The organism is Marinobacter sp. HL-58 (assembly GCF_001314605.1).
Taxonomy (GTDB): Bacteria; Pseudomonadota; Gammaproteobacteria; order Pseudomonadales; family Oleiphilaceae; genus Marinobacter.
Genome location: NZ_LIHP01000018.1, coordinates 164,418 through 183,263 on the forward strand (window position 1 = coordinate 164,418; position 18,846 = coordinate 183,263).

14 protein-coding genes and 1 pseudogene are annotated in these 18,846 nt (G+C 59.5%); 11 read left to right on the forward strand and 4 right to left on the reverse strand.

Annotated features, from left to right (window positions below; translation table 11 throughout):
* Nucleotides 1-23 precede the first annotated feature (23 nt).
* The 4 genes from ruvX to gshB are packed head-to-tail and all read right to left on the reverse strand — an operon-like array spanning nucleotide 24 to nucleotide 2,893.
* Entirely contained in the window at nucleotides 24-464 is a 441-nt protein-coding gene (gene ruvX / locus HLUCCO03_RS16865; RefSeq protein WP_027830107.1) for a Holliday junction resolvase RuvX, read from the reverse strand.
* The gene (locus HLUCCO03_RS16870; protein WP_027830108.1) at nucleotides 457-1,023 is read right to left on the reverse strand and encodes a YqgE/AlgH family protein; all 567 of its coding nucleotides are present in this window, start codon (nucleotides 1,021-1,023) and stop codon (nucleotides 457-459) included. The genes ruvX and HLUCCO03_RS16870 overlap by 8 nt, the downstream gene beginning before the upstream one ends.
* On the reverse strand, nucleotides 1,020-1,886 hold the full coding sequence (locus tag HLUCCO03_RS16875) for an energy transducer TonB (protein ID WP_027830109.1): 867 nt from the start codon (nucleotides 1,884-1,886) through the stop codon (nucleotides 1,020-1,022). The genes HLUCCO03_RS16870 and HLUCCO03_RS16875 overlap by 4 nt, the downstream gene beginning before the upstream one ends.
* A gap of 59 nt (nucleotides 1,887-1,945) precedes the next feature.
* Entirely contained in the window at nucleotides 1,946-2,893 is a 948-nt protein-coding gene (gene gshB / locus HLUCCO03_RS16880; protein ID WP_027830110.1) for a glutathione synthase, read from the reverse strand.
* Between the two features lie 296 nt (nucleotides 2,894-3,189).
* On the opposite strand from gshB, the gene pilG reads away from it, so the two are divergent.
* The 11 genes and pseudogenes from pilG to znuB all read left to right on the forward strand — a co-directional run bounded on the left by pilG (nucleotide 3,190) and on the right by znuB (nucleotide 18,824).
* Complete coding sequence (gene pilG, locus HLUCCO03_RS16885) at nucleotides 3,190-3,582, forward strand: twitching motility response regulator PilG (RefSeq protein WP_008175635.1); 393 nt, start codon at nucleotides 3,190-3,192, stop codon at nucleotides 3,580-3,582.
* Between the two features lie 32 nt (nucleotides 3,583-3,614).
* Nucleotides 3,615-3,977: a twitching motility response regulator PilH gene (gene pilH, locus HLUCCO03_RS16890; protein WP_007154227.1), complete on the forward strand. Its 363-nt coding sequence runs from the start codon at nucleotides 3,615-3,617 to the stop codon at nucleotides 3,975-3,977.
* Between the two features lie 20 nt (nucleotides 3,978-3,997).
* Nucleotides 3,998-4,543, forward strand: a complete 546-nt coding sequence (locus tag HLUCCO03_RS16895; RefSeq protein ID WP_027830111.1) for a chemotaxis protein CheW — start codon at nucleotides 3,998-4,000, stop codon at nucleotides 4,541-4,543.
* 91 nt (nucleotides 4,544-4,634) lie between these two features.
* A pseudogene (locus tag HLUCCO03_RS16900) lies at nucleotides 4,635-6,708 on the forward strand (methyl-accepting chemotaxis protein).
* Nucleotides 6,709-6,735: 27 nt separating this feature from the next.
* A complete protein-coding gene (locus HLUCCO03_RS16905) occupies nucleotides 6,736-7,635 on the forward strand; it encodes a CheR family methyltransferase (RefSeq protein ID WP_027830113.1) in 900 nt (299 codons plus the stop codon).
* Between the two features lie 11 nt (nucleotides 7,636-7,646).
* Nucleotides 7,647-15,146, forward strand: coding sequence for an Hpt domain-containing protein (locus HLUCCO03_RS16910; protein WP_027830114.1), 7,500 nt, complete (start codon nucleotides 7,647-7,649; stop codon nucleotides 15,144-15,146).
* On the forward strand, nucleotides 15,146-16,198 hold the full coding sequence (locus HLUCCO03_RS16915) for a chemotaxis protein CheB (protein ID WP_027830115.1): 1,053 nt from the start codon (nucleotides 15,146-15,148) through the stop codon (nucleotides 16,196-16,198). The genes HLUCCO03_RS16910 and HLUCCO03_RS16915 overlap by 1 nt, the downstream gene beginning before the upstream one ends.
* Nucleotides 16,199-16,209: 11 nt before the next feature.
* Entirely contained in the window at nucleotides 16,210-16,680 is a 471-nt protein-coding gene (locus HLUCCO03_RS16920) for a chemotaxis protein CheW (RefSeq protein ID WP_027830116.1), read from the forward strand.
* Nucleotides 16,681-16,758: 78 nt separating this feature from the next.
* A complete protein-coding gene (locus tag HLUCCO03_RS16925; RefSeq protein ID WP_027830117.1) occupies nucleotides 16,759-17,253 on the forward strand; it encodes a Fur family transcriptional regulator in 495 nt (164 codons plus the stop codon).
* Nucleotides 17,243-18,025 carry a zinc ABC transporter ATP-binding protein ZnuC gene (gene znuC / locus HLUCCO03_RS16930; protein WP_027830118.1) on the forward strand — a complete coding sequence of 261 codons (783 nt, stop codon included), beginning with the start codon at nucleotides 17,243-17,245 and terminating at the stop codon, nucleotides 18,023-18,025. Before HLUCCO03_RS16925 ends, znuC begins: the two co-directional genes overlap by 11 nt.
* On the forward strand, nucleotides 18,012-18,824 hold the full coding sequence (gene znuB / locus HLUCCO03_RS16935) for a zinc ABC transporter permease subunit ZnuB (protein ID WP_027830119.1): 813 nt from the start codon (nucleotides 18,012-18,014) through the stop codon (nucleotides 18,822-18,824). Before znuC ends, znuB begins: the two co-directional genes overlap by 14 nt.
* Nucleotides 18,825-18,846: the final 22 nt, after the last annotated feature.

The window sequence follows — 18,846 nt, forward strand, 5'->3', positions numbered from 1 at the left end:
CTTATACAGCAGCCAGACCAGGGTCAGGCAGAACGGGTTTCCTGCTCGTTAAACCAGGTTTCCAGTATCAATACGGCGGCACGGTCGTCAATGCCGTCACGGCCAAAATCACGGCTGCCGCCAGCGGCCATCACATCGCCTTTGGCCTCGTAGCTGGTGAGCCGTTCGTCCACCATTTCCACCTCAATGTGAAAGCGGCCGTGTAACCGTTTGCCGAATTTGCGGGCCCGGGCACACATGTCGTTCTCGGTATCGTCCATGTTCAACGGCAGGCCTACCAGCACCAGATCCGGCTTCCATTCCGCCAGCAGGCTGCCGATGCGGTCCCAGTCCGGAATGCCATCCCGGGCCGGCAGCATGGCCAGGGGCTTGCCGGTTCCCAGCATTTCCTGGCCGCTGGCAACACCGATGCGGCGGGTACCAAAATCAAAGGCCATGACCCGACGGTTTCCTGCCTCAGGCATGGCCGACAAACTCACTGAGCTGCTTGAGGTCGACACCGATCAGTTTCAGCACGGCCTGGTAGCGGTCTTCCCAGGGCGTGCGGAACAGAATGTCAGGGGTAGCCGGGCAGGTCAGCCAGGCGTTGCTGGCCAGTTCGTCTTCAAGCTGCCTCTCGCTCCAGCCAGCGTAACCCAGGCACACCAGATAGTGCTCAGGCCCCTTGCCGGCCCCGATATCAGACAGGACATCCCGGGAGGTGGTCAACAGCACGTCGTCGGACACCCGGGCCGTATTCTGCCAGCCTGCGTCGGGGGAATGCAGCACGAAGCCCCGTTCCGGCTGAACCGGACCGCCGCCGTATACCGGCACGTCCAGCTCGCCACCGTCCATATCCAGTTGCTCAAGAATCTCGCCCAGATGGATATCCAGGGGGTGATTCACCGTCAGCCCCAGGGCCCCCTCATCGGAATGTTCGCAAAGATAAATCACCGCGCCGTGGAAGCGTGGGTCCTGCAGATAGGGAGAGGCCACCAGAAACTGGTGTCGCAGGCTGTGTGGAGAGTGTTTTGATGCGGTCATCCTGAAGTCAGCCCCCGCCGTTCGAATACCCAGGTGCGGATAATTTCCAGTTCGTCGACATTCTCTCGCATACCCTCCGGGAAAGGTGCAAACGGTGCAGCCATTCTTACGATACGAATGGCAGCGTCATCAAGCACCGTGCTTCCCGACGACTCGAGTATGGCCAGTTCCTTGATGGACCCATCCTTCTTGAGGGAAACCAGCATGCGCAGAGTGCCATAGATGCCTTGCTGTCGTGCCTCTTTAGGGTAGTTGATATTGCCTACCCGGGTCACCTTGCTGACCCAGTTCTGCACGTACCAGGCGTTGGTCGACTTCAGGGTAGAAGCGGCCGTCACACGCATGACCCTCGGCTTCTTGGCGTATGCCTGCCGCTGTTGGTCGAGCCGGGCCTCCAGGCTGGCAATTTCCAGGCTGCGCTCCATCAGACTTTTCTTTTCTTTCACCGGCAGCGGCTCTTCCTGATCCGGTTCGGCGGTTTCAGGCCTGGACACCTGATGCTCGCTACTCGCTTCGGTCTGGACCACCGGCTGCTCCTGCTGGCGCACCGGCTCGACCTGCGAGGGTGGTTCGGGCTGAACCTCGGCAATCTCCTGCTGGCTCATCTCCGTGGGCTGCGGCGAGGTCATTTCCACCGGTTCTTCCTCGGAGCCGCTGCCTTTCTGGCTGGTCTGGGCCAGGAAGTCGGCTTCTTCCGGGTCCGTTTCATCATCGTGCTGGGACAGCGTGATTTCCATGGTCTGCGCCGACGAACGGGGTTCTTCCGGTGCGAAGGTAATCCCCAGCACGATGATGGCATGGAGCGCCAGCGCCATAAAAAGCGTAAAAGAAAACCGATCGAAATCGCTGACCTGAACTGCCATTCCTGCTGCTTACCTCGTTTGAGCCGGCTGCTACTCTGGTTGGGCCCGGCTGGGGGTCATTATTTCAGACGATGCTCGATGGCATCCATCAGCTGACTGGAAATATCGATTCCAAACGCGGCATCAAGTTCCCGGATGCAGGTGGGGCTGGTGACGTTGATCTCGGTCAGGTAATCGCCGATGACATCAATACCCACAAATATCAGCCCCTTCTCCTTGATCACCGGTGCCACACGATCACAGATCTCCCGGTCACGGGCGGTCAGTTCACGGCCTTCGCCCCGACCACCGGCGGCGAGGTTACCGCGATTCTCGCCATGGGAAGGGATGCGTGCAAGTGCGTAGGGAACCGGCTCGCCGTCAATCAGCAGGATGCGCTTGTCACCCTGCTTGATCTCGGGAATGTATTTCTGCGCCATCGCCTGGTGCGCGCCGTGGTTGGTCAGGGTTTCAATGATCACCCCGAGATTGTCGTCATTTTCCTTGACCCGGAAAATGGAACGCCCGCCCATGCCATCCACCGGTTTCATGATGACATCGCCATGCTCGGCGTAAAATTCCTTCAACCGTTGGGCGGAACGGGTCACGATCAGCGGCGGTGTGCAGTCTTCGAACTGGGCGGCAAACAGTTTCTCGTTACAGTCCCGAAGCGTGGCCGCCGGGTTGACTACCAGAGCACCCTGCTGTTCGGCAATCTCCAGAATATAGGTCGCCATGATGAATTCACGGTCCACCGGCGGGTCCTGGCGCATCAGGATGACATCCAGATCACCCAGTGCCCGGTCCTGGCTGCCGGCAAAGCTGAACCAGTCTTCCGGGTCCAGGTGCACTGTCAGGTCACGGGTTCGCGCCCTCGCCTGTCCGCCTTTCAGGTAAAGGTCCGGCAGCTCCATGTATTCGATCTGCCAGCCCCGTTTCTGGGCCGCCAGCAACATCGCCAGGGAGCTGTCTTTCTTGAAATGGATCTTCTCGATGGGGTCCATCACAATGCCGAGTCGGACTGTCATAATGCCTCGTCAGGTAAAAGGTTGAAAACACGAACCGGTCTGCAGAGCGCTCTGGTCAATAAGTGCTATGCTGTGTTCACAGATGGTATTGTACCCGAGCCGCGAATGCATCCGGAGAAATCCCCTACCCATTACGTGATTTCCCGGGCAAAAGTACATTTGGTCACAAAGTTATACTTTTTATCCGGCCACCAATACTCTATAAATGAGCGGGATTTATAGAACAACGCTAACGTTTGTGTTAAAACCCCCGGTTGAAAAATAACGACAGTCGCAGAGCGCAAGGCAGTTGGACAATGGATGACAACTTCGAGAATCTGAAGATTATGGTGATCGACGACAGCAAGACCATTCGTCGCACCGCTGAGACCCTTCTCAAAAAAGTCGGTTGCGAGGTCATTACCGCAACAGACGGCTTTGACGCTCTGGCAAAAATTGCCGACTCCCAGCCCGATATCATTTTCGTGGATATCATGATGCCCCGGCTGGACGGCTATCAGACCTGCGCACTCATCAAGAACAATTCCTCTTTCAAAAAGACGCCGGTTATCATGCTCTCCAGCAAGGACGGACTGTTTGACAAGGCCAAAGGCCGAATTGTCGGATCAGATCAGTACCTGACCAAACCGTTCAGCAAGGACGAGCTTCTAAACACGATTCGCCAGTACGTTCCCCAGGCGGAACAATAAACCTGCTGAAGCAAAGAACTATTGAGGACACCATGGCCCGCATTCTGATTGTTGATGATTCCCCGACCGAGGTTAAGAAAATTTCCACCATTCTGGAGAAGCACAAGCACGAAGTGCTGACTGCTGACAACGGAGCCGACGGCGTTGCCAAGGCCCGTGCGGAAACTCCGGACCTGGTTCTGATGGACGTCGTCATGCCGGGCCTGAATGGATTTCAGGCAACCCGTCAGCTGACTCGCGCCCCTGAAACCGCTTCCATCCCGGTTGTGATTGTAACCACCAAGGACCAGGAGACCGATCGCGTCTGGGGCACCCGTCAGGGTGCAAAAGGTTACCTTGTAAAACCCGTCGTTGAAGACGACCTGATCAAAACAATCAACAGCCTGATTGCCTGATCCCCAACCGTGGAGTAAGCATGTCCGCCCAGGCCGCCCCCTTTGCAGTACTGACGGATATCGCCCGACGCAGCCGCGCCATGGCTGCCGGCCTGCCGGAACAACAGGAAGCCGTCGAACTCTGGAACGGTATCGGCTTCGTTCTGGCCGGTGAGCGCTACGTGGCGCCCATGGGCGAAGTCTCTGAAATTCTCCATGTCCCTCGCTATACCCATATACCGGGGGTTCATCAGTTCATGATGGGCGCCGCCAATGTACGGGGCCGCCTCCTGCCACTGGTTGATCTTGCCGGCTTTTTTGAAATTCCCCGCTCTTCCAAAAGCCCCCGCGAACGCCGGGTACTGGTTGTTGAACAGGGTGATGTGTTCAGCGGGCTGGTGGTGGACGGTGTCTCAGGCATGCAGTATTTCGCAGTGGACAGCTTCGTGGCATCGCCACAGGATGTGCCTGCAAGCGTTCAGCCGTTTGTAAATGGCGGTTACGAGCGTAACGAGGAAGTCTGGAAAGTGTTTTCCGCCGCCGAGCTTCTTGGCGACGAACGCTTCCTGGATGTAGCGCAATGGTAAGGGTGGTGACGTCGGCAGGAACACCTTCCCGCCTGCCCAACGCCCGCAGAAATAAACTTGCCAATATTAAGAAGAGGCCGGGAGCCAGAAAATGAAGAATAGAGCCGGAAGACTCAGTATGGGACAGGGAGGCAACAAACTGGTTGCCGGCCTGATCGCCGCACTGATCGCATTGACCGTCCTGCTCGTTGCAGTGCTGTTTATTATCAACAAGGACAGCCAGAACGATCAGGCCTACATCGCCCACGCTTCGGAGCTGAGGGTACTGTCACAGGAAATTGCAAAAAACGCGACGGAAGCAGCGGGCGGTACCGCCTCGGCCTTCGACGCCCTGCGACGTTCCCGTGACGAATTCGAGCGCCTCTGGGGCTATGTGGTTGATGGCAACCCCGATACCGGCCTGCCCCCGAGCGAGATCGCCCAGGACAGCGATGTCCAGGCAACCTGGGAAGAAGTCCGTGACAACGCCGACAGCATTCTCTCCACCCAGGATGCAGTACTTGGCCTGCACGAAGTTGCCCGCACCCTGAACGAAACCATCCCGCAGTTGCAGGTGGAATACGACGACATCGTTCAGATTCTGCTGGATAACGACGCCCCCGCGGAACAGATCGCCCTGGCCCAGCGCCAGTCGTTGCTGGCGGAACGGATTGTTCGCTCCGTCAACAACGTACTGTCCGGTGACGAAGACGCGGTTATTGCCGCAGACCGTTTCGGCCGCGACGCCAACCTGTTCGGCCGGGTTCTCGATGGCCAGGTGAACGGCAATTCCGCCATGGGCATCTCCCAGGTTGACGATGAAGACGCCATCTACGGCCTCGAAGCCGTGGGTGAGCTGTTCGAGTTCGTATCCCAGAACGTAGACGCGATCCTTGAAGCCTCTCCCGACCTCTTCAAGGTGCGTACTGCCGCCAGCGATATCTTCTCCAACTCCCAGGTTCTGCTTGATGAGATTTCGGTACTTGCTGAAGGATTTACCGGCCAGGCCGGTTCACGCCTGATCAGCCCGACCCTCGCCTTCATTATCCTGGCGGCCATGGTAGGTATCGTTGTGATGATCGGCGTGGTTCTCTACCGCGAAGCCCAGGCCCGCCTGGCGACGACCCAGGAACAGAACGAACAGAACCAGAACGCGATCCTGCGACTGCTGGACGAACTGGCTGACCTGGCCGATGGTGACCTGACAACTGAGGCCACGGTTACCGAGGACTTCACCGGTGCCATCGCCGACTCCATCAACTACGCGATCGACCAGATGCGCGGGCTGGTACAGGCGATTCGTGGCACCGCGGTACGGGTAGCGTCAGCGGCCCAGGAAACCCAGGCCACGGCCATGCACCTGGCCGACGCTTCCGAGCACCAGGCCCAGGAAATTGCCGGCGCCTCCGCCGCTGTTAACGAGATGGCGGTATCCATCGACCAGGTATCTTCCAACGCTGCTGAATCCTCCGCGGTTGCGGAGCGGTCGGTTGCGATCGCCAAGAAAGGCGCGGAAGTGGTACAGAACACCATCCGCGGCATGGACAACATCCGTGAGCAGCCAGGAAACCTCCAAACGGATCAAGCGCCTGGGTGAATCGTCCCAGGAAATCGGTGACATCGTATCCCTGATCAACGACATTGCCGACCAGACCAACATCCTGTCCCTGAACGCAGCGATCCAGGCCTCCATGGCCGGTGATGCAGGTCGGGGCTTCGCGGTGGTTGCGGACGAAGTGCAGCGTCTGGCGGAACGTTCCTCTGCGGCAACCAAGCAGATTGAAGCGCTGGTCAAGACGATCCAGTCTGACACCAACGAAGCGGTAATCTCCATGGAACACACCACCGCCGAGGTGGTCCGTGGTGCCCGTCTGGCCCAGGACGCGGGTATCGCCCTCGAGGAAATCGAGAACGTATCCATGTCCCTGGCGGAACTGATCCAGAACATCTCCAACGCCGCGCGTCAGCAGTCGTCTTCTGCGGCTCACATTTCCAACACCATGAACGTCATCCAGGAAATCACCTCGCAGACCTCCTCCGGTACCAACGCGACTGCGAAGTCCATCGGTAACCTGGCAGAGATGGCGTCCGAGCTGCGGTCCTCTGTTGCGGGCTTCACACTGCCCGAGGAAGAGTCGGCCGATCAGGAAGAAGAGGAAGACAGCGACGTCCCGGTGGTGAGCTGATCGTCGCTCCGAGGCTGCTGACAGTTTATGGCTGAAACACGCAACCATCTGTCACCTGCCGAAGGCATCTGGTCCCTGCGCCGGCTTCCGGATATGGATGAGGCGCAGTTCAGTCAGTGGCAGACACTGCTGGAACACCGCACCGGTATTACCCTGTCTTCCGGCCGCAAGTCGTTTCTCGAAACCAACCTCGGGATCCGGATGCGGGAAATCGGATGCAGCAGCTACCAGGCCTATTACGAGAAAATCGTATCCGGCCCGGACGCGGTGGTTGAATGGTCCACGCTGGTGGATCGGCTGACGGTTCAGGAAACCCGGTTCTTCCGGGATCCGGACGCCTTCCGGCTGGTGTCTGACTATGTGCTTACCCGGCCCCGAGAGGCGCTGAAAAAGCGCCCCCTGGAGGCCTGGAGTGTGGGTTGCTCTACCGGCGAAGAGCCCTACACGCTGGCCATGCTGCTGAATGAATGCATGGAAGGCTTGTCACTGCAGCCACTGTTCGGGGTAACCGGCTCCGACATCAGCAAGCCTGCCATCGACAAGGCCCAGTCCGGCCTGTTCAGCGCGCGCAAGCTGGTGGGTATGGACGAAGCGCTGAAGGCCAGGTACTTCCGGCCGGCAGAACGGAATAACGTCGAGATCGTACAAGGCATCCGGGAGCGGGTGTGTTTCACCAGGCTGAATGTGCTGGATCTGAAACAGGCTCCCATGCACGGAATGAACATTATCTTCTGCCAGAATCTGCTGATTTATTTCCGGCGCTGGCGCCGGCGGGAAATCGTAAAACGGCTTGCAGAGCGGCTGGCGCCCGGGGGGTTGCTGGTCCTGGGCCAGGGGGAACTGACCGACTGGCAGCCTCCTGGCTTACAGAGGGTACCCTCGGAACATGTGCTGGCGTGGATCAAACGCCAGACTGACGAAGAATAACCGGAGTGGTTATGGGCAATCACCATGACAGCATCGCCCTGGATTGGGTTAGGGGCGAAATACAGGACACGCTGACCCAGGGTCAGCAAGCACTGGAAGCGTATGTCGAGAATCGCGACGACACCGCACGCCTGCGCTTCTGCCTGAACTATCTCCACCAGGTTCACGGTACCCTGCAGATGGTTGAGCTTTACGGCGCAGCCCTGCTGACCGAGGAGATGGAGAAGCTCACCCAGGCTGTCCTGAATGAGACCGTCGCCAACGTGGACGATGCGGTGGAAGTGTTGATGCAGGCTATCCTGCAACTTCCCCAGTACCTGGAACACCTGGCCAGCAGCAAGGACGATTTCCCGATGGTGCTGCTGCCACTGCTCAATGACCTGCGGGCGGCAAGGGGCGAACCCCTGCTGTCCGACACGTCACTGTTCAAGCCCGATCTTGCACCGTCACGGGTTGCTCCGGCCTCCAACGTGTCCCAGCGCCTGCAGGATCCGAAAGTACTGGGCCATATCCGCAAGCTTCGCCAGATGTATCAGTTCGCACTCGCCGGCGTGGTTCGCGAGGCCGACCTGGATGCCCACTTTGACTACATGCAGAAGGTTATCCAGCGGCTGATCCGTCTGTGCCAGAAAACCCCCAGGGGTGAACTCTGGAAAGCAGCCGGGGCGTTCGTTGAAACCCTTCAGCAACACATCAACCCCGTCAATACGGCAGTAAAGTCACTGTTGCGGGAACTGGATGTGGAAATCCGCCGCCTGACCGACGAGCATGTGGATATCCTGCAACAACAGGTACCCGAGGCCCTGCTCAAACACCTGCTCTATTACGTCGCCCGCGCCCGGGAACTGGAGACACCCCTGGTACGCCAGCTGCGGGATGACTACCGGCTGGAGCATGCCCTGCCGTCCGAGGATGATGTAGACGCCGCCAAAACCCGGGTATCGGGCCCCGGCCGCGATGCCATCCACTCGGTGGTCAGCGCCCTGAATGAAGAACTTGCCAAGCTCAAGGACCAGCTGGATCTGTTTGTCCGCTCCGAACTGCGGCAGAACGATGAGCTGGAGGAACTGCTGCCCGGCCTGCGCCAGGTAGCCAATACCCTGGCTGTATTGGGCCTGGGTATTCCCCGCAAGGTGATCACCGAACAGCTTGAGCTGGTGGAAAAGCTTTCTGCCCAGTCAGAAGTGGTGGATGACGGCACCCTGATGGATATTGCCGGCGCCCTGCTTTATGTCGAGGCCAGCCTGGCAGGCCTCGACAGTGATCGGCAACCGGAAAACGAGCCGTCCGCCGGCGACGGACAGTCGATCAATATGGGCTCGCGGGAACTGGGTGAAGCCAGTGGCGCCCTGCTGAGGGAATCCCGCAATACCCTTGAGCAGGTCAAGACCGCCATCGTCAATTTCATCGCATCCCAGTGGGAAACCGGCGAGATCGAGCATGTACCCGGATTGCTCCACAGCATTCGCGGCGGGCTGAGCCTTATCCCGCTGGACCGCGTTGCCGACATGCTGGCCTCTGCAGAGCGCTATATCACTGATGTGCTGCTCGGCGGCAAGCAGGTTCCCGACTGGAAGCAGCTGGACACTCTGGCGGATGCCATTACCAGCATCGAGTACTACCTGGAACGGCTGGCGGAAGGTATTGAGGATAACGACAGCATTCTCAGCGTTGCCGAAAACAGCCTCAACGCCCTTGGCTTCCCGGTGGGTGCCGAGCCCACGTGGCAGCATCCGACCGAAGAAGATGTCCCTGTCGTTGATATGGAAGTGCCCACGGACACCGCTTCGAATGAAGCCAAAGGCTCGGACGAGGAACTGCTGGATGACGAGATACTCGGCATCTTTGTGGAAGAAGCCGAAGAAGTTCTCGACACCATCAACGAGTTCTATCCCCGCCTGCGCCAGAATCATGACGACCGGGAAGCACTGACCGAAGTTCGCCGTGCGTTCCATACCCTCAAGGGTAGCGGCCGGCTTGTGGGCGCCACCAGTATCGGTGAGCTGGCCTGGTCAGTAGAAAACCTGCTGAACCGGGTGATTGACCAGACACTCCGCCCCAACGATGAGATGTTCAGCCTGATCGACGACGTTACCAGTCGCATCCCGGCGCTGATCAACGACTTCCGCACAGGTCAGTCTGATGGCGACGTGGCAGCGCTTATCGAACGCGCCGAAGCCATGTCCACCACTCGCAAGACGGACAGTGACAACATTGCTGCCGAGCCCGCCGCAGACGCTGGCACCGACGAACCGGAGGTGGCAGCGCAGCCGGACGTCACGGCTGCCGAACAACCATCAGTGGCTGAGGAAAGCGACGAAGACGACCTCATAGACGACGAAATTCTCGAGATCTTTATCGAGGAAGCCGGCGAGGTCCTGGATACCATCCGGGAATTCCTGCCCATGCTGCTACGGCAGCACGATGATCGTACCGCCCTGTCCGAAGTGCGACGGGCTTTCCACACCCTCAAGGGCAGCGGCCGCATGGTCAGCGCGCTGGTTGTCGGTGAGCTGGCCTGGTCCGTCGAAAACATGCTGAACCGCGTGATCGACGGCAGCATTTTCATGAACGATGACATTGCCGGTTTGCTGGAGGAAGTGACCTCTGTTCTGCCTGACCTGGTGGAGGATTTCGAGAAACGGCGTGCGCCATCCCACGACACCTCGGTCCTGGAAGCCCGCGCGACCGCCCTGGCGAACGGCGAGATTCCCGACGCGAGCACCATGCCGCCATCGGAGCCGGAAGCGCCGGCTGACGAAACAACGAAGGCCGGAGCCACCGGGGCCGATGATGAAGACAGTGCTGTAGACCCGGTACTGCTGGACATCTTCGAGAGTGAAACCGAAACCCACCTGCAAACCCTGCAGGATTTCCTCCAGGCCGCTGGCGACAAGGCCAGTGTAGCCTATACCGACGATCTTTCCCGCGCGCTTCATACTCTCAAGGGCAGCGCCCATACCGCCGGTATAGCCCCGATCGCAGCAGTCATCACGCCGCTGGAACGGTTTGTGAAGGAAGCCCGTGCCCAGAACAAGCGCGCTGACCAGGAGGTTGTTGGCCTGATTGGTGATGCCTGCAATTTCCTGACCCAGGGTCTGGGCCAGATCCGGGAAAACCCCCAGGGCGATCTTCCCGGAACAGACGCCTTCCTGGCACGACTGGAACAGGTCAGCAATGCCACACTGCGCAGCTCCCAGTCCCGTGATGACGAGGCGAAAGAAGACAATCAGCCGCAGTTGGTGCAGCTGTTCCTGAACGAAGGCCTCGATATCCTGCTGGATGCCGACCGGATTCTGGATGAATGGGCAGAAAACCCCGAACAGACCTCTGCCCTGGATACCCTCCGCGCTGAGTTGCAGCAATTGACCGACGGCGCGCAGCAGGCTGGCCTGACTGACGTTGCGGAGCTCTCCGGAGCGCTGACAGATGTCTACAAGCGTGCCGCTTCGCCGGGATTCCGGCCGGACCCTGAAATCTTCGATACCATCCGGGCCGGCCATGAACACCTGATCAACATGATGGACCAGGTAGCTGCAGGCCTTGCCACTGAAAGCGGCGAGGAGCTGATTGCCAGTCTCAACGCCCTCGCCCTGGATGCGCCCGAAGACGCAGCAGAGGATGTGCCGGATGCCTTTGAACAGGAATTCACCGGTGATCTGGAGGAAATCGACCGCAGTTTTGATCTGGAAAGTGAAGAAACACCAGAAGACAACGACGAGCTGCCACCACTGGCAGAAACCGATGAAGATATGGATCAGGAGCTGGCGGAAATCTTCCTGGAGGAAGCCCGTGACCTGATCGACAGCACCGCCGATGCCCTGCAGAGCTGGAGTGACAATACCGGCAATCTGGATCTGCTGCGTCTGCTGCAAAGGGACCTGCATACCCTGAAAGGTGGTGCCCGGCTGGCGGATATCCCGTCGATCGGCGACCTGTCCCATGAACTGGAAAACCTCTTCGAAGGCCTGACCGAACAGCGGCTGGCCGTTACCGGTGAACTGTCGGATCTGCTGTTCCGCTGCCACGATCGCCTTGCCGGCATGGTGGATGCCCTGGAGCAGAACGAACAACCCCGGCCGGCACCGGATCTTATCAGTGAAATCCATGCCTACATGGATAGCGCCGCCGGCTCCCGGCCGGTAACGGACGTGAACCACGAAGACACCAGAGAGGATGAAGAGCTCCCGCTGGCCGATCTGGACGAGGACGACAGCCCGGAACCGGAAATCCCGGAAGACACTCCGGAAGAGGAACACGGCACGGATCTTTCCCATCTTGATCCGGAACTGGTTGGTATCTTCCTGGAAGAAGCCTACGACCTGATCAACTCCACCGGTAGTGCCCTGCATTCCTGGAGTGAGGATACCGCCAACCGTGAGGTTGCAGCGGAATTGCAGCGTGATGTGCATACCCTCAAGGGCGGCGCCCGCATGGCCGGTGTTGATGCCATTGGCGACCTGACCCACGTTCTCGAAGACCTGTTCGAGAAAGTGGCTGAAGGGCAGCTCAGCGCCAGCGACGACATGATTGATCTGTTGTTCGCCTGCCACGACCGGCTGGCGCAGATGGTCGAGCAGGTTGCCACGCAGAAGCCTTGTCCGCCAGCGACAGAACTGGTTGCCCGGGTGGAAGCGATTCTCTCCGGCAAACCGGCACCTGCTGCGGAACCGGAAGAAGATCTGGACACAGTAACTGGTGACGCTGAGGACCATACGGCGTCAGTCGCAGATGCCATCCCACCGGCATCCGACGATGACCTGGTAGGCATATTCCTTGACGAAGGCCTGGAAATCCACGAAGCCATTGGCGAATGCCTGGCCCAGTGGCGTGACGAACCGGAAGAACTGGCCGGTGTCACCCAGTTGCAACAGGAACTGCACACCCTCAAGGGGGGTGCGCGGCTTTCCGATGTTGACCCCATTGCCGACCTGGCCCAGGCCTGGTCGGAGGCTCTCGACCCCCTGATTGCCGGTTCCAACAATCAGTCAATTCTGCTGGAGCTCAGCGAGAAGGCGCACAATAACCTGCGGGACATGCTCACCAGCCTGGAGGAGGGCAACAAACCGGCCGCTGACGATGTACTGATCAAGGCGCTGAATGATGCCCATGAACTGTCCGGTGACGAACCCTCCGAAACCACGGCTCAGCCCACCGTCGATTCCAGCGAGGACGATTCCGTTGACGCCGAAGTGCTGGAAATCTTCCTGGAAGAAGCCGGCGAGATTCTGGATCAGCTGGAACATTTGCTGGACGACTGGCGTAAAGACCCGGGCAACAACCACTTCAATCAGGAAGCCCAGCGCGCGCTGCACACGCTCAAGGGTGGCGCACGACTGTCACAACTGGGTAATCTGGGCGATAAAGCCCACGCCCTGGAAACCCGGCTGATCGATCTGGGTGGCAACACGCCGGGCGACGAGGCCTGGCAGGCTATTACCAGGGATCACGACGCCATTGTGGCGCTGGTCGCTGATATCCGTAACCGGTTTGAAAACACCGGTTCGGTTCCCGAACCCGCCAGGGCGGAACCTGAACAAACGGAAGCACCGAAGGCGCCCGAGCCGGCGGCTGAAAAGCCTGCCGAGCCGGAAAAACCGGCAGCGCCGGCAGCCAGGAAGCCCCAAAAAACACCGTCCAAGGCGCCTGCCAAAACCGCTGCCGCCCAGCGCGCCCCCCAGGAAACCATCCGGGTATCCGCGCCCCTGCTGGATGAGCTGGTTAACCTGGCCGGCGAGACCAGTATTACCCGTGGCCGCCTGGAGCAGCAGACCAGTGACTTCAGCCACAACCTGGACGAAATGGCGGCCACCATCGAGCGTCTGCGTGAACAGCTGCGCCGGATGGAAATTGAAACCGAAACCCAGATCCTGTTCCGCGCCGAAAAAGAACACGGCCCGGACTATGGCGACGACTTCGATCCCCTGGAAATGGACCGTTATTCCGCTATCCAGCAACTGTCGCGGGCACTGACGGAATCCTCCTCGGACCTTGCCGACCTGCGTGAAACCCTGTCTGACAGGGTGCGGGACACCGAGACCCTGCTGGTACAGCAGTCGCGGATCAACACGGAACTCCAGGAAGGTCTGATGAAGACCCGGATGATTCCGTTTGCCTCCATGGTGCCGAGACTGCGCCGTATTGTTCGGCAGATCAGCGGTGAGCTGAACAAGAAAGTTGAGTTTGATGTCCGCAACCCGGAAGGGGAAATGGACCGCAACATCCTTGAACGCATGATTGCGCCACTGGAACACATGCTGCGTAATGCACTGGACCATGGTATCGAAGCGCCAGCCGACCGGAAGAAAGCCGGCAAGCCGGAAACCGGTGAGGTCACCCTGTCGCTGACCCGCGAAGGCGGTGACGTGGTACTGCGTATGATCGACGATGGTGCCGGTATTCCTGCCCAGGTCATCCGTGACAAGGCAATCCGCCAGGGCATGATGTCCGCCGATGAAGACCTGAGCGAGCGGGAAATCCTGCAGTTCATCCTGCAACCCGGTTTCTCCACGGCCCAACAGGTTACCCAGATATCCGGTCGCGGTGTGGGCATGGACGTGGTCGCCAGCGAAATCAAGCAGCTCGGGGGCAGTCTCGATATCGACTCCGCCGTCGGCAAGGGCACGGTGTTCACCGTCCGCCTGCCGTTCACGGTATCCGTCAACCGGGCATTGATGGTGTCCACCGGTGAGGACTTCTACGCCATCCCGCTGAACACCATCGAGGGCATTGTGCGGGTCAGCACCTACGAGCTTGAGGAATACTACAAGCCCGACGCGCCCCTGTATGAATACGCCGGCCAGCAGTATCGCCTGCAGTATCTGGGCAGCCTGTTGAACAGCGACCACCATCCCAAGCTCCAGGGCCAGGCTCTGCCTCTGCCCGTCATCCTGGTACGGGGTGCGGAGCAGCCCATGGCCCTGCAGGTTGACAGTCTGATGGGCAGCCGGGAAATCGTGGTGAAATCCCTTGGCCCACAGTTCAGTACCGTTCGGGGGGTATCCGGTGCCACCATCCTGGGTGATGGTAACGTGGTCGTGATCCTTGACCTGCCGGCGATGATCCGGTCCGACATCCTTTCCGAGCGTCAGCGCATTGCCAACCTGGAAAAGGCCAAGGAGGCATCACGCCGGGAGGAGCAGGCAACCGTGGTTATGGTGGTGGACGACTCGGTCACCGTACGGAAGGTAACCTCACGCCTGCTGGAACGTAATGGCATGGAAGTGATCACGGCGAAAGACGGCCTGGATGCGGTGGCGCAACTGCAGGACCACAAACCGGATATTATCCTGCTGGACATCGAGATGCCCCGCATGGACGGTTTCGAAGTGGCCAGCTTTGTGCGCCATGATGACAACCTCAAGGACACGCCGATCTGCATGATCACCTCCCGTACTGGTGAAAAACACCGGGAACGGGCGCTGGCCATTGGTGTCAACGAATACCTCGGCAAACCTTTCCAGGAAACCGAGCTGCTTGACACCATCACGCGGCTGACCGGGAATCAGTGATGGCCGGCCAGCCAGGACGGCCAGCGGTCGGCATCGTCTCGGATATCGTCCTGCAGCGCCACCGGCTGCAGGAAGCCACGTCCAGGTTCGGCTTGGACGTTTGCTTTTCCGGTGACCCTGACCGCCTTCAGGGCTATCACGAATTCCCCGATGCCAGCCTGTGGCTGGTTACCCTGGAGGACGACGCGGATCATCCGGTCCTGTTTGATCACCTTCTGGAGAACACCGAGGCCCCGGTGCTGTTCGGGCTGGATCCGGCCCCGAAATCCGGAACCACCGAATACTTTCGCTGGGAGCGCCGGTTGCTGGACAAACTGGAGCAGTCCCTCGGGCACCTGGAAAAGCTGGATTCCGCCGCCGCTATCGAAGAGCTGGCCAACGAACAACCGCCGGTAACAACTTCACCCACGCTGCCCCACTGGATTCCGCCGGCTTCATCCGATCTGCCGGCGGAAGAAATCTGGATTCTGGGGGCATCACTGGGTGGCCCGGCAGCGGTCAAGACCTTTCTCGATAACCTGCCACCGGGCTTGCCCGTGGGTTTCGTCTATGCCCAGCACATTGACAACAACTTCACCGAAGTGTTGACCCGGGTACTGGGGCGACACGCTCACTACCAGCTGAAACCGGCCGAGAACGGGTATCGGATCCACAATGGTGACGTTATCCTGATGCCGGTGGAACACGAATGGACCCTGGACGACAGCGGAGCGCTCCAGCAGAGGGACACGCCCTGGCCCGGCCCCTACGGCCCGTCCATTGACCAGGTGCTGCTCAATATCGGTGACCATTACGGTGCCCGCTGCCATGCCATCGTGTTCTCTGGCATGGGCAACGACGGCGCCATTGCGGCCCCTCTGCTGAAGGCTTACGGTAGCCGCATCTGGGTTCAGGAAAGTTCCAGTTGCGGTAACAGCTCGATGCCGGACTCGGTTGCCGCTACCGGCTGTTCCGCGTTCTGTGGTACGCCGGAACAGCTGGCCCGAGAACTCGTCAAAACGATTGAAGAATCCTGCCTGCTCAAGGGCCGGCAAAAACGGGATTCCGCCTGAGGAAATAAGTAATGACAGACACCAGCCAAACCCTGCCCTGCGTAATGATCCCCATGAGCGGAAAACAATTGCTGTTACCCAACGTTTCCATCGCGGAAGTGGTGGATTTCGCAAGTTCCGACCCGGCCCCCAACACGCCGGAATGGCTGGTGAGTGAACTGGACTGGCGTGGCCTGAATCTGCCGGTTATTTCCTACGATGCGGCCAACGGCGGCAAACTCACGGTTCCGGGCGGCAATCGTGGGCGCATAGTGGTGCTGAACACCATTGGCGACCATCACAACTCGGTGCCCTTCATGGCCCTGGTTACCCAGGGTATTCCCAGCCAGACCCGCCTGACTGAAAACCAGATCAAGAAAATCGACGGTAACACCGGGCCCGCTGACCTGATGATAGTGGAAGTCGAAGGCGAACAGGCCGTCATTCCTGACCTTGGCTACCTTGAGTCCCTCGCCCTGGAAGCATCCCGCCAGGCAGGATAACCGCTGCCGGCTGTAACGCAGACGTGGCACTGTTTACTGCTAATGTTATAATGTTGCAAATTTCGCAGGACAGTGCCCATGCCAACCAGCGCTCTTCCCTATCGGCCCCACAATCACGATGCCTGTGTTGCCCAGGCCCTGGCTGAGGCCAGAGATATCTGCCAGCAACATCACGCCCGGCTGACGCCCACCCGTGAACGGGTACTCGAGTTGATCTGGCAGTCCCACAAGCCCCTGGGTGCCTACGACGTTCTCGCCGTGCTGGCAGAGGACGGCCACAATGCGGCGCCACCAACCGTCTATCGCGCCCTGGACTTCCTGCAGCAGCATGGCCTGGTGCACCGGATTTCCTCCCTGAACGCGTTCATAGGCTGTACCCATGCCGGTAAAAGCCATAACGGCATGTTCCTGATTTGTCGTTCCTGCGGCAATGTCCTCGAGTTGACGGCGCCCGGTGTTGCCAGTGCTGTCACCAAGGCGGCTGCCCAGGAATCCTTCCGGCCGGACGACGTCACCATCGAAGTGGCCGGTTACTGCCCTCGCTGCTCAGCGGAAGCCGCCCATGACGGATGAAGCCCTGGTTGAACTGAAACAGTTAAGCGTCCGCTTTGACGACCGGCCCGTGGTTGACCACGTGGACCTGCGTGTCCAGCGGGGCGATATCATCACCATCATTGGCCCGAACGGCGCCGGCAAGACCACTCTGATCAAGGCAGTGCTGGGTATTCAGCCCATATCCGACGGTTCCCTGGCGATGGCCCCGGGGCTCACCATCGGATACGTTCCCCAGCATCTGACCCTGGAGACCACCCTGCCGATCAACGTGAAGCGCTTCATGCTGCTCAGTGGCCGCCCGCTTCAGGCTTGCGTTGATGCTCTGACAAAGACCGGCGTTGAGCATCTGCTCAATGCGTCGGTTCATCATCTCTCCGGTGGCGAGAAACAGCGGCTGCTGCTAGCCCGTGCCCTCGCTCGCCGGCCGGACCTTCTGGTGCTGGATGAACCCGCGCAAGGCGTTGATATCAACGGCCAGGCGGCGCTCTATGATCTGATCAGAAGCCTGCGTGACGAACTGGATTGTGGTGTCATCATGATCTCCCATGACCTGCACCTGGTCATGGCGGCAACCGACAAGGTTATCTGCCTGAACCAGCATATCTGTTGCAGCGGCTACCCTGCCGATATCTCCCACGACCCGGCCTTTATTGAAACCTTCGGGCGACCGGTGGCGGAAAGCCTGGCGGTTTACCATCACCACCACAATCACAGCCACGATCTGCACGGTGATGTGGTCTCCGGCGACCAGGACGATGCCCACAGGGAACACTCACATGCCCATCATTGACGCGATACTCGGGGACTTTTTCTGGCGTGCGTTGATCGGCGGCCTTGGCGTGGCGCTGGTGGCAGGGCCATTGGGCTGCTTTGTGGTCTGGCGGCGCATGGCCTATTTCGGAGATACCCTGGCCCATTCCGCACTGCTGGGCATCGCCCTGAGCTTTCTGATCAGTGTGCCCATCAACCTTGGGGTAATCATCACCTGCGTAGTGCTGGCCATTGCCCTGGTGATGTTTTCCCGCAGCAAAACCCTGGCCACCGACACACTGCTGGGGATTCTGGCCCACAGTGCGCTCGCCATTGGCCTGGTAACCCTGAGCTTCATGCCTGATATACGGGTGGATCTGACCGGCCTGCTTTTCGGTGATCTGCTGGCCATGAGCCGCAATGACCTGCTCTGGATCTATGGCGGGGCTGCGCTGATCCTGGGACTGCTGGCAGTGCTCTGGCGTGGCCTGTTGATGAGTACGATTCATGAAGAGCTGGCGAGGGTTGAAGGCGTGCCGGTAGAGCGCCTGCGGCTGGCGCTGATGCTGATGTTTTCCATCGTCATCGCCGTGGCCATGAAAATTGTCGGCGTATTGCTGATCACCGCACTGCTGATTATTCCGGCGGCCACCGCCCGCCGCCTCGCAAACAATCCGGAGCATATGGTGGGGATGGCCATTGTGTTCGGTTTTATTGCTGTTTCCGGCGGCCTGACACTGTCCTGGCACCTGGATACGCCAGCGGGGCCGTCGGTGGTTGTCACTGCCTTTACCGTATTTCTGCTGGTTTACGGTTCGGCCCGTCAGTCCCGGGCCTGATCAGCGGTTTAACGGGCAGGGT